Source organism: Pseudomonas sp. P106(2024) (genome assembly GCF_057480815.1).
In genome coordinates, this window is record NZ_JBLIYU010000003.1 from 464,903 (window position 1) to 479,086 (window position 14,184).

The 14,184-nt window shown below is 63.9% G+C and carries 12 protein-coding genes; 10 read left to right on the top strand and 2 right to left on the bottom strand.

Annotated features, from left to right (window positions below):
• The first annotated feature begins 30 nt into the window (after positions 1-30).
• The 5 genes from AC25M7_RS08365 to AC25M7_RS08385 are packed head-to-tail and all read left to right on the top strand — an operon-like array spanning position 31 to position 5,586.
• Entirely contained in the window at positions 31-1,677 is a 1,647-nt protein-coding gene (locus AC25M7_RS08365) for an acyl-CoA synthetase (protein ID WP_486970929.1), read from the top strand.
• Positions 1,678-1,689: 12 nt separating this feature from the next.
• The gene (locus AC25M7_RS08370) at positions 1,690-2,457 is read left to right on the top strand and encodes an SDR family NAD(P)-dependent oxidoreductase (protein WP_486970930.1); all 768 of its coding nucleotides are present in this window, start codon (positions 1,690-1,692) and stop codon (positions 2,455-2,457) included.
• Between the two features lie 12 nt (positions 2,458-2,469).
• Complete coding sequence (locus AC25M7_RS08375; RefSeq protein WP_236179960.1) at positions 2,470-3,663, top strand: acetyl-CoA C-acyltransferase; 1,194 nt, start codon at positions 2,470-2,472, stop codon at positions 3,661-3,663.
• An 8-nt stretch (positions 3,664-3,671) separates the two neighbouring features.
• A complete protein-coding gene (locus AC25M7_RS08380) occupies positions 3,672-4,799 on the top strand; it encodes an acyl-CoA dehydrogenase (RefSeq protein WP_486970931.1) in 1,128 nt (375 codons plus the stop codon).
• Positions 4,800-4,812: 13 nt separating this feature from the next.
• A complete protein-coding gene (locus AC25M7_RS08385; protein WP_028690542.1) occupies positions 4,813-5,586 on the top strand; it encodes an enoyl-CoA hydratase in 774 nt (257 codons plus the stop codon).
• Between the two features lie 36 nt (positions 5,587-5,622).
• Here AC25M7_RS08385 and AC25M7_RS08390 read toward each other — a convergent pair whose 3' ends face one another.
• Positions 5,623-10,170, bottom strand: coding sequence for a hypothetical protein (locus AC25M7_RS08390; protein ID WP_186596551.1), 4,548 nt, complete (start codon positions 10,168-10,170; stop codon positions 5,623-5,625).
• 354 nt (positions 10,171-10,524) lie between these two features.
• Here AC25M7_RS08390 and AC25M7_RS08395 point away from each other — a divergent pair, with 354 nt between their 5' ends.
• The 3 genes from AC25M7_RS08395 (at position 10,525) to AC25M7_RS08405 (ending at position 12,999) form a co-directional block, all read left to right on the top strand.
• Complete coding sequence (locus tag AC25M7_RS08395) at positions 10,525-10,929, top strand: TraR/DksA family transcriptional regulator (RefSeq protein ID WP_028690543.1); 405 nt, start codon at positions 10,525-10,527, stop codon at positions 10,927-10,929.
• A gap of 274 nt (positions 10,930-11,203) precedes the next feature.
• Complete coding sequence (locus AC25M7_RS08400; RefSeq protein WP_236179970.1) at positions 11,204-12,688, top strand: methyl-accepting chemotaxis protein; 1,485 nt, start codon at positions 11,204-11,206, stop codon at positions 12,686-12,688.
• Between the two features lie 116 nt (positions 12,689-12,804).
• Positions 12,805-12,999, top strand: coding sequence for a hypothetical protein (locus tag AC25M7_RS08405; protein WP_028690545.1), 195 nt, complete (start codon positions 12,805-12,807; stop codon positions 12,997-12,999).
• 4 nt (positions 13,000-13,003) lie between these two features.
• Here the strand turns inward: AC25M7_RS08405 and AC25M7_RS08410 are convergent, their stop codons facing one another.
• Positions 13,004-13,144, bottom strand: coding sequence for a hypothetical protein (locus AC25M7_RS08410; RefSeq protein ID WP_155952684.1), 141 nt, complete (start codon positions 13,142-13,144; stop codon positions 13,004-13,006).
• 361 nt (positions 13,145-13,505) lie between these two features.
• Here AC25M7_RS08410 and AC25M7_RS08415 point away from each other — a divergent pair, with 361 nt between their 5' ends.
• Both AC25M7_RS08415 and AC25M7_RS08420 read left to right on the top strand, forming a co-directional pair.
• Positions 13,506-13,976: a hypothetical protein gene (locus AC25M7_RS08415; protein WP_028690546.1), complete on the top strand. Its 471-nt coding sequence runs from the start codon at positions 13,506-13,508 to the stop codon at positions 13,974-13,976.
• Complete coding sequence (locus AC25M7_RS08420; RefSeq protein ID WP_028690547.1) at positions 13,973-14,182, top strand: hypothetical protein; 210 nt, start codon at positions 13,973-13,975, stop codon at positions 14,180-14,182. The genes AC25M7_RS08415 and AC25M7_RS08420 overlap by 4 nt, the downstream gene beginning before the upstream one ends.
• Positions 14,183-14,184: the final 2 nt, after the last annotated feature.

Below are 14,184 nucleotides of genomic sequence, written 5' to 3' on the forward strand. Positions count from 1 at the left end.
CTCCAACAATAAGAAACCAGGAGTCTGACGATGCGCGATTATGCCGAGGCCGCTCGTTCGTTCGACCATGCCCGAGCCGCTGCCGCGGCGTTGCATGGCAATCTCGAGGCCCTCAACGCCTGTGTCGAGTGCTGCGACCGCCACAGCGGCAGCGACAAAACCGCCCTGGTCTGTGAAGACCGCGATGGCAACAGCGAGCGCTATACCTTCGATCAACTGCAGGTCCTGGCCGCACGCTTTGCCAACGTGCTCAAGGCCCAGGGCGTGGGGGCCGGCGACCGCGTCGCCGGGCTCATGCCGCGTACTCCCGAACTGCTGGTGACCATTCTCGCCACCTGGCGCCTGGGCGCGGTCTACCAACCGCTGTTCACCGCTTTCGGCCCCAAGGCCATCGAGCACCGTCTCGAGCAGTCCCATGCCAAGGTGGTGGTCACTGATCGCCACAACCGGCCCAAGCTCGATGAGGTGGAGGACTGCCCGATCCTCGTCACGGTCGGTGCCGCCGAGGGTGAGCTGGACTTCCACCGCAGTCTCGAGACTGCCGCCAGCGATTGCGCGCCGGTGATGCGTAACGGCAACGATCCATTCCTGCTGATGTTCACCTCGGGCACCACTGGCCCGGCCAAGCCACTGGAAGTGCCATTGCGCGCCATCGTCGCGTTCCAGGGCTACATGCGCGACGCCATCGGCCTGCGAGCGGACGACAACTTCTGGAACCTGGCCGACCCCGGCTGGGCCTACGGCCTTTACTACGCGGTCACCGGGCCGCTGTCGCTGGGCCACGCCACCACCTTCTACGACGGCCCGTTCAGTGTCGAAAGCTGTGCGCGGATCATCGACAAGCTGGGCATCACCAATCTGGCGGGTTCGCCCACAGCCTACAGGCTGCTGATCGCGGCGGGCAGCGCGTTTGCGGCGCCGATCAAGGGGCGCCTGCGGGTGGTCAGCAGTGCCGGCGAACCGCTCAATCCGGAAGTGATCCGCTGGTTCGCAGACGAACTTGGGGTGACTATCCACGACCACTACGGCCAGACCGAGCTGGGCATGGTGCTGTGCAACCACCATGCGCTGGCGCACCCGGTGCACCTGGGCTCGGCCGGCTTCGCCATTCCCGGCCACCGCATCGTGGTGGTGGACGAGCAGGGCAATGAACTGCCTGCCGGCCAGCCTGGCATTCTCGCGGTGGACCGCGAGCAGTCGCCGCTGTGCTGGTTCGCCGGTTACCACGGGCTGCCAACCAAGGCGTTCGTTGGCAGGTACTACCTGTCCGGCGACACCGTCGAGCTCAACCAGGATGGCAGCATCAGCTTCGTCGGCCGCAGCGACGATGTGATCACCACCTCGGGCTACCGAGTCGGCCCGTTCGATGTTGAAAGCGCACTGATTGAGCACCCGGCGGTGGTCGAGGCGGCGGTGATCGGCAAACCCGACCCGGAGCGCACGGAACTGATCAAGGCCTTCGTGGTGCTCGCCCACGGTTATCAGGGCAGTACCGAACTTGAGGAAACCCTGCGCCAGCACGTGCGCCAGCGCCTCTACGCCCACGCCTACCCGCGTGAAATCGAATTCGTCGGCGAGCTGCCCAAGACCCCGAGCGGCAAGCTGCAACGCTTCATCCTGCGCAATCAGGAAATCGCCCGACAACAAGCCGCGCAGCCGATCACTGCGGGCGCCTGAAGGAAGACTGACATGCACATCACTCAAAAGAACTTCATCGTCAGCGGCGCGGCCTCGGGCCTGGGCGCCGCCACCGCGCAGATGCTCATCGAGGCCGGCGCCAAGGTCATGCTGGTCGACCTGAACGCCGCGGCCGTCGAGGCTAAGGCCGCCGAACTGGGTGCCAATGCCCGCTTCGCGGTGGCCGACATCAGCGACGAACAGGCCGCCAAGGCGGCGGTCGATGCCGCTGTCAGTGCTTTTGGCAATCTGCACGGACTGGTCAACTGCGCGGGTATCGTTGGCGCCGAGAAGGTCCTGGGCAAGAATGGGCCGCATGCCCTGGGCAGCTTCGCCAAGGTCATCAACGTCAACCTGATCGGCAGCTTCAACCTGTTGCGCCTGGCCGCCGCAGCCATGGCCGAAGGGCTGGCGGACGAGGGCGGCGAGCGGGGCGTGATCATCAATACCGCCTCCATCGCCGCCTATGACGGCCAGATCGGCCAGGCCGCCTATGCCGCCTCCAAGGGCGCCATCGCCAGCCTCACCCTGCCGGCGGCCCGCGAACTGGCGCGCTTCGGCATCCGCGTGATGACCATCGCCCCGGGCATTTTCGAAACCCCGATGATGGCCGGCATGACCGACGAAGTGCGTGCCTCGCTGTCCGCCGGCGTGCCGTTCCCTCCACGCCTGGGCCGCCCGCAGGAGTACGCGGCGCTCGCCCGCCATATCATCGAGAACAGCATGCTCAACGGCGAGGTGATCCGCCTCGACGGCGCGCTGCGCATGGCTGCCAAGTAAGGAGAACCGAACATGAGCCTGAATCACGATCCGATTGTCATCGTCAGCGCCGTGCGCACGCCGATGGGCGGCCTGCAAGGCGACCTCAAGAGCCTGACCGCGGCGCAGCTGGGCAGCGCGGCCATCCGCGCCGCCGTCGAGCGTGCCGGCATCGATGCCGGCAGTGTCGAGCAGGTGCTGTTCGGCTGCGTGCTGCCGGCCGGCCAGGGTCAGGCACCGGCGCGCCAGGCGGCGCTGGGTGCCGGCCTGGACAAGCACACCACCTGCACCACCTTGAACAAGATGTGCGGCTCTGGCATGCAGGCGGCGATCATGGCCCATGACCAGTTGCTGGCCGGCAGCGCCGATGTCATCGTCGCCGGTGGCATGGAAAGCATGACCAACGCCCCGTACCTGCTGGACAAGGCCCGTGGCGGCTACCGCATGGGCCACGGCAGGATCATCGACCACATGTTCATGGACGGCCTGGAAGACGCCTACGACAAGGGTCGCCTGATGGGCACCTTCGCCGAGGACTGCGCGCAGAAGGGCGACTTCAGCCGTGAGGCTCAGGACGCCTTCGCCATCGCTTCGCTGACCCGTGCCCAGGACGCGATCAAGAGCGGCCGCTTCGCCGCCGAGATCGTTCCGGTGGAAGTCACCGAGGGCAAGGAAAAACGCGTCATCAAGGACGACGAGCAGCCGCCCAAGGCGCGCCTGGACAAGATCCCGCAGCTCAAGCCGGCCTTCCGCGAAGGCGGCACCGTCACCGCGGCCAACTCCAGTTCCATCTCTGACGGCGCCGCCGCGCTGGTGCTGATGCGTCGCTCAGAGGCTGAGAAACGCGGCCTCAAACCGCTGGCGGTGCTCCATGGCCACGCGGCCTTTGCCGACACCCCGGCGCTGTTCCCCACCGCGCCCATTGGCGCTATCGACAAGCTACTCAAGCGCACTGGCTGGAACCTGTCCGATGTCGATCTGTTCGAGATCAACGAGGCCTTCGCCGTGGTCACCCTGGCGGCCATGAAGCACCTCGACCTGCCCCATGACAAAGTCAATATTCACGGCGGCGCCTGCGCCCTGGGCCATCCGATCGGCGCCTCGGGCGCACGCATTCTGGTGACCCTGCTGTCGGCCCTGCGCCAGAACAACCTGCGCCGTGGCGTGGCGGCCATCTGCATCGGCGGTGGCGAAGCGACGGCCATGGCGGTCGAGTGCCTGTACTGAGGTGAATCATGCTGGTAACTGAAGAACAACAACAGATCGCCGACGCCGTGCGCGACTTCGCCCAGGAGCGTCTGAAGCCGTTTGCCGAACAGTGGGACAGGGAGCACCGCTTCCCCAAGGAGGCCATCGAGGAGATGACTGGCCTGGGCCTGTTCGGCATGCTGGTGCCGGAGCAGTACGGCGGCAGCGACACCGGCTATGTGGCCTATGCCATGGCCCTGGAGGAGATCGCCGCCGGTGACGGCGCCTGCTCGACCATCATGAGCGTGCACAATTCGGTGGGCTGCGTGCCGATCCTCAAGTTCGGCAGCGAGGCGCAGAAGCAGCAGTTCCTGGCGCCACTGGCCAGCGGCTCGATGCTCGGCGCCTTTGCCCTGACCGAGCCCCAGGCCGGCTCCGACGCCAGCAGCCTGAAGACCCGCGCCCGCCTGGACGGCGATCACTACGTGCTCAACGGCAGCAAGCAGTTCATCACCTCCGGGCAGAACGCCGGGGTGGTGATCGTCTTCGCCGTCACCGATCCAGACGCTGGCAAGCGCGGCATATCGGCCTTCATCGTGCCCACCGATTCACCGGGTTACCAGGTGGCGCGAGTCGAGGACAAGCTTGGCCAGCATGCCTCCGACACCTGCCAGATCGTCTTCGACAACGTGCGCGTGCCGGTGGGCAACCGCCTGGGTGAAGAAGGGCAGGGCTACAAGATTGCCCTGGCCAACCTCGAAGGCGGGCGGATTGGCATCGCCTCGCAGTCGGTGGGCATGGCCCGCGCCGCGTTCGAGGCGGCACGCGACTACGCCAACGAGCGGCAGACCTTCGGCAAGCCACTGATCGAGCACCAGGCCGTGGCCTTCCGCCTGGCCGACATGGCAACCAAGATCGCCGTGGCCCGGCAGATGGTGCTGCACGCCGCCGCCCTGCGCGATGCCGGACGCCCGGCGCTGGTGGAAGCCTCGATGGCCAAGCTTTTCGCCTCGGAAATGGCCGAAAAGGTCTGTTCGGACGCCTTGCAGACCCTCGGCGGTTATGGCTATCTGAGCGACTTCCCGCTGGAGCGGATCTACCGCGATGTGCGGGTCTGCCAGATCTACGAAGGCACCAGCGACATTCAGCGCATGGTCATTGCGCGCAATCTTTGAAGGAGCAGACTGCATGGCATTCGAAACCATCCTGTTGGACATCCACGGCAAGGTCGGCCTGATCACCCTCAATCGCCCGCAGGCGCTGAACGCGCTGAACGCGCAGATCGTCGGCGAGATCAACTTGGCCCTGGACCAACTGGAGAAGGATCCAAACATCGGCTGTGTGGTGTTGACCGGTTCCGCCAAGGCCTTCGCCGCCGGCGCTGACATCAAGGAAATGGCCGAGCTGCAGTATCCGCAGATCTACGTCGAAGACCTGTTCAGCGATTCCGATCGCATCGCCAACCGGCGCAAGCCAATCATCGCCGCGGTGTCGGGCTTCGCCTTGGGCGGTGGCTGTGAGCTGGCGATGATGTGCGACTTCATCCTGGCCGCCGACAACGCCAAGTTCGGCCAGCCGGAAATCAACCTCGGCGTGCTGCCGGGCATGGGCGGCACCCAGCGCTTGACACGTGCCGTGGGCAAGGCCAAGGCCATGGAGCTGTGCCTGACCGGTCGCCTGATGGGCGCCGAGGAAGCCGAGCGTGCCGGCCTGGTGGCGCGTATCGTGCCTCAGGCCGAGCTGGTGGAGGAGGCGCTGAAGGTGGCCGCGACCATCGCCAGCAAGTCGATCCCGGTGAGCATGATGGTCAAGGAGAGCGTCAACCGCGCCTTCGAGGTCACCTTGAGCGAAGGCGTGCGCTTCGAGCGCCGGGTGTTCCATGCCGCGTTCGCCACCGAAGACCAGAAAGAGGGCATGGCTGCGTTCATTGCCAAGCGCGAGGCGCAGTTCAAGGACCGCTGACGGGAAGGGGGCGCAGTCTGCGCCGCGCCCCCTGGCTTACAGGTCGAAGAAGTATCGGGCGGCGGCCGTGCTGGTGATCGGTGCGCGATAGACGTCGAACACCCTGCCGCTGGCATCGCTGTAGCGCTGGCCGGGCATGTGCCGTTGCGCTGCTGTTTTCAGATGCCCGGCGGTGAAGTCAGCCTTGGCCGCGGTCATCGACGGGTAGTGGAAGTGCGCATACCACAGAACCTTGCCTTCATGGCTGATACTGTATTCGTCGAGAAAATCGGCGGGCCGGCCCTTGAGCCTGGCCAGTCGATTGCGGCCCCCCGTGGCACGCAATTGCACGTGCCCGCCATCGGCCAGGTACATGACTTCACCCATGCGCGGTTTCTGCGTGAGGGCGGCTGACACGCGTAGCCGCGTCGCCGTTTCCTGCAACTCGTCCGCCAGCCTGCGCAGGGATCCGGCGACCAGCTCGGCATCCTTGCCGGCACGGGCCTCGTCGGTTTCGTTGTTCTCGGTCAGACATGTCTCGATGGCGTTGACCCGTTCGAGCAGGCGGGTGCGTTGATAAAGCACGCTCTCCTCGATTTCCACCGGCAGATAGCGATTCGCGTGCGCTTGCAGGTTCGACACCTCGTCGCGGGCCTGCTCAATCAACGTGTCGCTCTCCCTGAGCAGGCGTTTGAGGGGCATCTGGATTGGGCGTGAGGTAGGCTGGTCAGGCTTGAGCTCCACCCAGTCGCCCTGCTTGAGGTGGTAGGTGCGCGCGGGTGTCTTGTCCTCCGGCCCGGGAATATCGACGGTGTTGGCATCGTCGCTGCGCGGATCGGCCAGGAGCAGCCCGTGCTCGGTGGTCTCGATCAGCCCGGGCACCTTCTTGCGCAGTTGCCCCAGTGTACTGATTGGCGGGTAATCGGGCAGTTCGTTCAGGTCATTGCGGTTTCGCTCAAGCACCCAGGCGAGTTGTTCATTTATCTCCTGTAGAGTCTCCAGCGCCGCGCCGTCCTTGACCAATGTGGTGAAGATTTGCAGTTGTCGCGTCGCGGCCTGAAGGTGGCCGACGATACTGCGCAGCAATCTGGCGGTGATCTCGTCGTCGGCGTTTTCCAGCTTGAACAGTTTTGTACGCTGGGCAATACCCAGCTCGAAGCTGCTCCAGAAGCGATCACTCCAGTAGCACGCCTCGTCGCTCAGACCGTGTACCAGGCTCATGCGGTTGAGCAATCCTTCGAGACGCAAGAAGCGCAGGATCAGTTCTCTCTCCGCAGTTGCTGGCACACTGATAGCGAGGTCCCGCCATTGGCGGATCTCGGGTTGTTGGGGGCTGGCCAGCTTGTTCAGCTCATCCTGGCAGTGGCGCAGGCGTCGATTGTTACCGATCATCCGCTCAATCAAGGGCGCAAGTCTGTCCAGGCGAGCGGCGATGATTCTGACGTCCGTGGGGGTAAGCGTCTCACCGGCCTGCTGGAGGCGGGCAGCTTTGAGCAACTGGCTCCGATCAGGTTGATAGCGCAGGTGCAGGACCTTGTGCAGCAGCCGCTGGCAGAAGCTGTCCTGATACAGCGCGAAAGCATGGACTTTCTTGAAGTCCTTCACCGGCTGCAAAGCGTTGCGCTGTTTCAGGTTTTCGATATGCGTCGCCCAGAACGCCGACAGCGTGTCGAGCTTGTCCTGGCAGGTCTGCAGGCGGGCGTCATCTAGCGGTGCGGCCACCAGCTTCTCAAGGGTGGCCTGTTCCCGGATCCTGGCATCGATGGTGTCCTTGTCGGCCTTGATCAATGCGTTGACGGCGCGCAGGGCACTTTCCTTTTCCAGTTGCAGCTTGCGGATCTGCGCGGACAGTGGCATGCCCCCCTTGAGCGTCAACCTCAGGTCCAACTGCCAGCGTCCGGCCTCGTCGCGGCGCAGCCAAGGGCCTGCGGTTTCGTCAGGGCCGATGATGCGCATCTGGTTGCGAGGCATGTCGAGCATGACGTGGTACAGGTTGCCATGCAGCTGTGCATAGAACTTGTCACCCTGCAGGTACAGGCCACGCAAGGGGCCGCTGGGCACCGGTTCACCGAGTGAAGCGGGGATGATATCCGCCCGTAACGCGCGCAGTGCGGAGTTCTGCCCGGCAGTCAGGGATTGGGTGGATCGCGTCCAGCTGAAGTCGAGATGGAGCAAAGAGGCGGCCTGGACCACGGTGGGGGGCACGGGTTGCTGTTCGGATGCGCCAAGCGCCGTGACCGGTGCGCCAAGCGTGCGCGCCTTTGCGCTTTGCTCATGCAGGCGGGTAATCGAATGGGTGACCAGCAGCAGGGCGATATTGACCAGCAGGTTGACCGCGGCCTGCTCGTGCCCGGTGGGGTCGAGTTCGGCGTCGGTGTTGACGAAGTCGGCCAGCGCCACTTCCATCTGCGCCAGCCATGCCACCCTGCCCAGTGTGCCGCCCGCCAGGGGAAGCAGGGTGTTGAACAGCAGCCAGCCCAGCTCTTTCCAGCGCGTCCAGCGGGTCTGTGCGCTGGTCGAGGCATGCGCTTCAAACGTCTGGATCGATTCGTTGACGCAGGCAAGGTAGAGATCTGCGCCGACATCGCTGGAACTTGGTTCGATGGTCAGCTCCACCGGAGCTGGCCGGCCGAAAGGGATGGCGCTGGTGTCATCCAGTGGAACGAACAGGTGAGGCTCGAGGAAGCCGCCATGGGCATAGAATCTGTGGACTTCGGCCGGAAGGCGTTGCAGCAGGTCATCCTGCAGGGCGCCAGGGGTACTGATGGCCACGAACAGCGCCAGCCGATCGCTGAACTGCAACAGGCTATCCTCGTGCAGGGGACGGTACAACAGGCAACTGTCGGCACTGGGTGACCGTGGCTCGATGAGCCAGGTATTGCGTGGATAGTCCACTGTCGAGCCGGGGGCCTTGAGCAGGCCCAACGGTCGGATGACCCAGCGCTTCGGGTCATTGTCATCGTCGTCTGCGCTGCTGAACACCTGGCTGATATGGCTGGCAACGTCCTGATCCGCCAGTTTTCCGCGCAGGTAGAGCTCCTGCGCCAGTGCGGGCAATTGGCTGCCGAGTTGCGCGATGAGCAGGCGTTGACGCTGCTCGCGTTGGGCGCTGTCATCCAACAGCTTGCTGCGTAGCATGGCGGGGAATGCGCTGGCGATGTCCAGCTCGCTGACCACCGTGCGCAGGTAGTTTTCGTCCAGCCAGCCAGGCAGCAGGTCTGCGTTGTTCGAGAGCAACTCCACTCGCCCTGGCCTGAGCAGCCCGATATTGGCAATCGCCAATTGGGCGAGGGAGAAGGTGACGGGATCTACCTCGCCCGTGCTGGCAAGCCCAGGGCGCGCGGCGGCGGTGGCGATGGTCTGGTAGTTGACGACCCGGACCTGCCTGGGGTCAAGCGGGGCGCGCGGATAATCCGCTTCGAAGCGTGCGGCCAGTTGCCGGTAGGCGAAGTCTTCGGCATTGTCGATACCGTCGAGCCAGAACTGCCCGTTGGTATTCTGGCGGGACTGGGCGACGTCGAGCAGTAGCGTGCTGTAGCGCAACAACGGCTGGCTCCTGGCGTTACGCAGCCAATCCGGAAGAAGGGCCGATATCGCGTTGCGTTGCTTGGATTCGGCCTCGCTGCACAGGTCGAGCATGGAGGTAAGCCGGTCCAGCTCCAGGCTCATGTTGATGGCGTCGAGTCTGCTTCGATGGGCCGTGGCGCAATGGTCGATCACCCGTAGTTGCTGTTCCAGCACACCCAGCGCCATGCTTTCGAAGTCCCCTTGAGCGGTCTGACCGATACTGACTTCCCGGGAGGTGGTCCGGGACCTCGTGGGCCAGTATCGAGCGATGCTCTCCAGCATCTCCTGGCGGGAGGGGAAAGCGAGCAGCTTGCCTGTGAGGGTATAAAGCAGGGTCAGGTTGCGCCTGGGGTCGGTATCGCTGTGTTCGATCAGCAGCGCGCTCGCCAGTTCATTGTCCAGCGTCTCATCCCTGGAAAAGTCCGCGGCAAGCTGCCAGACGCGCAGGCCGGCTGTATTCTGCCGGTTCCTGTGATCGGGGTCGGAATGCACCAGCCTGGCGATGGCCAGGGCGAACGGAGGTAGGCTGCCAGCGTTCTGGTGGGCTTCGATGGCCTCCAGAAAACGGCTGCGAAGTTCTTCGGCGTACCAATGCCAGGGGGTTTCACCACTGCTGTCGAAGTGGCTCCAGTAGCTCGCCAATGATTGCCGGTACACCTCGAGCAGTAACGGTGCGTTGTCATTGATTAGCAGCTCCACCTGGTGCAGAGGTAGAGGCACCTGCCCGGCCGGATCACCATCGACGCGAGCGGTGAGGGTGTCCTCGCCAACCGTGAGGTTGAGTGTCCGGCGTATGCAATAGCGCTCAATGAGCACTTGCGCCAAGGGGCGAACCCACAGGTTGTCGGAACGTGGATTTCGGCTGGCGAGATAAAGTGCCCTTGGATCCTGGGTTGCGTTCGGTAGATAATGCGACCACTGAGCGGCGAGGACATGGTCTGCGGCGTCGAGCAGCTCCGGACGCTCGCTGAACCGTCTGGCAATCTTGCATTGAAGCGGGCTGGAGCGGGCAAGGCGCAGATGTGGTAGGTCGTGCATGATCAAGCCTCATACGTGAGTAAAGGTCGTATGAAGCGGGTTTACGGCGATTCGCGGTCACTAACCCGCTACCTCCAGCCGCTGCGCCGTTTGCGTTCAGGCGTGATGAAAGCCAGAATCGTTACGACATATTGCTCCCTGGCCGTCGCAAAGCGGCGGCTGCGCACCAGTAGGCGGATTCCTGGCCATTTCGGACAAATCCTCCGTCATTTATGTTGCCCACTGCGACGCGGCACCTTAGACTGCCGCCCCCTGTAAAAGAGTGCCGGTTGGCGCTTGAAGAATTTCGCTACCGACGATACGTCGTCGGCGGCACCTGAATCGCCCAAATGCACATTTTTCATAGAGAAGTCGATGACCAAGGAACAGTTGCTGGCCATGTCGGCCGATGACTACATGAACGCCGAACAGCTCGCGTACTTCACCGCGCTGCTGCAGGCGATGAAAGTCGAAACCCACGAGCGCATCGAACTCAGCCGCAATTCCATCGAAAGCCTGGATACCCCATCGGATCCCGCTGACGTGGCGTCGGTCGAGGAAGAGCGCACCTGGCTGGTCAACGCCATCGATCGTGACCAGCGCCTGCTGCCGCAGTTGGAGATGGCCTTGGACCGCATCGCCGATGAAAGCTTCGGCTGGTGCGACGACAGCGGCGAGCCGATCGGCCTCAAGCGCCTGCTGATCAGCCCGACCACCAAATACTGCATCGAAGCCCAGGAGCGTCACGAGCAGCTCGACCGCCACCAGCGGCAAGTCTGATCCAGCGCCCACGCAAGGCCCCAGGGAGCGATCCCTGGGGCCTTCGTGTTTTCTTGTCCTGTATCAACGGGGGGCCGGCTGCATCCACGTGAGCGTGGATAATGGCGTTATAGTGGCGTTTAATGTCGTCACAATAACGACATGCGGATGGATCACGAAGATGATGCGAGAAGGATCTCTGCCGGCTGGCGAAGGACCGCGGGCCACCCCCACTCATGCGGGAGCCGCCGTCGCCCTGGGGCGGGGCGTTGCGCTGTGCGCGGTACTGGCGGCGATGGCGTTCGCCGGGCTGTCCTTGTACCTGGCCCTGCCGTTGGCGCTTTTGGTGCTGTGGGTGCCGCTTGCGCGCAAGGCGGTCGTCGCGCAGTCGACGCCTGCCGCGGCCGCGGACAGTTCGCTGCTTCAAGAATTGGCCCGTGGCACCAGCCACAATGCGTTGTCGGCCGCTGCAGTGGCCCATTCGGTACAGCAATTGGCCGCCCGCGTGCAGTCGCAGTTAGGGGCTGCCCAAGACATCGTCGGCAGCGCCGAGATCATGATCACCACCGAGGAACAGACCGCCCAGCTAAGCCAGCAGGCACTGGAAGCCGCTCGCTCAGCCCACGGCAGCAGCGTGTTAGGCAGCGAGGTGCTGGCCGAATCCATTCAGTGCATGCGTGATTTGAGTGTGCGTGCTTCGGCCAGCCGCGAGTTGATCGAGGCCTTGCATCAGCGCAGCGAGGATATCGCCCGGGTCACCCTGGTGATCCAGGGCATTGCCAGCCAGACCAACCTGCTGGCGCTCAACGCCGCCATCGAGGCGGCGCGGGCGGGTGAACATGGCCGTGGTTTCGCGGTGGTGGCCGACGAGGTGCGCGGTCTGGCCGGGCGCACCGCCAGCGCCACCGAGGAAGTGGGGCAGATGGTTGCCGACATCCAGGCGCGAACCGCCCAGGTGGTGGCGCAGATCCGCACGCTGGCCGAGGACCTGGGCAAGGGGGTCGGCCAGGTCGAGCAGGCCGGTGGGCAACTGGCGCAGATCGCTAGCCTGGCGGCCAGTGTCGAGGGTCAGGTGAGCGAAATAGCTGGGGGTACCCAGATCAACCAAGCCCAACTCGACACCCTGTTCCAGGCCGTGGCCCAGGTGCGCGGCGATCTGGAGGTCAGCGACCAGCAGACCCGGCGCCTGGCCAAGGCGGCGGTGCAAATGGAGGGGCAGGTGGAAAGCCTCAGCGAACGGTTGGCCGAGGTCGGTCTGGACGCCTACCACCAACGGGTGTTTGAACTGGCGCAGGCGGGTGCGCGGCATATCGGCGAGCGTTTCGAGGCGGATATCGAACAGGGGCGCATTGGCTTGGACGATCTGTTCGACCGGCAATATCGCCCGATTGCCGGCATGCAACCTCCGCGTTTCACCACGCGCTTCGACCACTACACCGATACCGTGCTGCCACAGCTCCAGGAGCCGTTGCTGCAGCACGATGGGCTGGTGTATGCCATCGCCTGTACCCAGCAGGGCTATGTGCCGACCCACAACAATGCCTTCAACCAACCACTGACCGGCGATATCGCCCATGACACGGCGCACAACCGCAGCAAGCGCCTGTTCGACGACCGCACGGGCGCTCGCTGTGGCAGTCATCAGCAGCGTGTGCTGTTGCAGACCTATACGCGAGACACGGGAGAGCTGATGCACGACCTGTCGGTACCGATCTTTGTCGCAGGTCGACACTGGGGTGGCCTGCGTCTGGGGTATCGCCCCGAACCCGGGCTCGACTGACGCGATTTGTTGCCCGGAATGTAACACTGCTGTTCTGCCTGGCGCCTTATTCGTAAGCGGTCCAGGACGTATCATAGGCATATCGTTAGGTGGCTAATTAAATTCCGGAGGGAATTATGACGAGCCGAGTCGACGTGGCCGTGATGATCGGCAGTGGTGTGCCACGGTCCTTGCAGGCCTTGGGCATAAGGGTGTGCTGGGTGGTGTTGGTTGACGGCGAGCGCCGTGGCACCGCCTTCGCCAGCCGCGACGAGGCCCTGGAATGCCAGGCTGCGTGGCAGCAGCAGGTGGATAGGAGCCACGCAGCGTGAACCCTCAGCGCTCCAGGTAGCGTGCGAGCTCCCAGGCGTCCTGGTAGCGTTGGCGGAATCCGTGGACTTTGCCGGAGTTGGTTTCAGTGATGTGGAAGAAGCTGATGCCGGCGGCCACGACGCTATACCGGGAGATACCTGGCACTGCCGTGCGACAAGAAATGCTACGTGCCTCTCGACGGAATTCGGTGTTTTCGTGCATATTCCTGTACCTGTAATGCGCGATGAAGGGTTGGGGCACACTTGAGCTGAAGTGTCGCCCCCAGTAGTCGCATCTTTCCTGACCCTTTAGCTGTCAGGTATTACGGTTCCTATTTGCGGATAGTTTGCCGAAGCACGCCGGATGTTCCAGCGGGGAAATGTTCCCTGCTTGGCGTATCGACCCTGTGCGTGGATCTTCGCTTACCGAATCCATGGTCCATCGGACTTCGACTTGAAGTGGTTGCCACCCCACGCCAGCGGCGTGCGCGGTGCGGCCCGCTGTAATTGATGTGAGGAGCTTTTCATTGGCAGTCAGTACTCTTGATACCCATGCGTTGTTTGCCCTGGGCGATTTGCGCGCCAAGCTGGTCAAGTTGTTCCAGGGGCGTTTCGTGTATGTCACCGAGCAGAACCCCGACGGCCTGTACATGGCCGAGATCGATACCGACGATGCCATGGTGGTCGACGACAAGCAGCGCCTGGAGCTGAAAGTGGGTGACCACTTCCGTGCCGCCGTGCTGCCCAGCCGCGAAGGCGGCAAGCTCGAACTGCGTTTTCGCGAGATCAAGTTCAATGTCTACGGGCAGGGTGACTACGCCTTCGTTTCCGTGCCGGAAGGCGAGGCCATCGTGTTCCGTGAAGGGCAGGGCGTGATGCTTGTGTTCGCGGCCCAACAGCAGGTTCAGGAAGGCCTGGGCAAGCTACTCAAGGCGGTGACCGGCAAGGTCGCCAAGTGGCGCAAGGGCGAGCTGACCACCTTCAAGGCCAGCGAGTGAGCGACGCCACCACGCCTGCCTCGCGGGCCGACTTCCACCGTGAACATCAGGCAAGGGCGATCGAACAGGCCGAGCGCCTGCTGGCGCGTCGGCTGGAACTGCAGGGCGCTTGGCTGGCCTGGGTGGCCGGCGAGCTCTACCAGATGAGCCCGCCGCCCTTCGTTGCCATGGTGCGCCGCGAGCTGCAGCGCCTGAGCCAGGCCTGAGG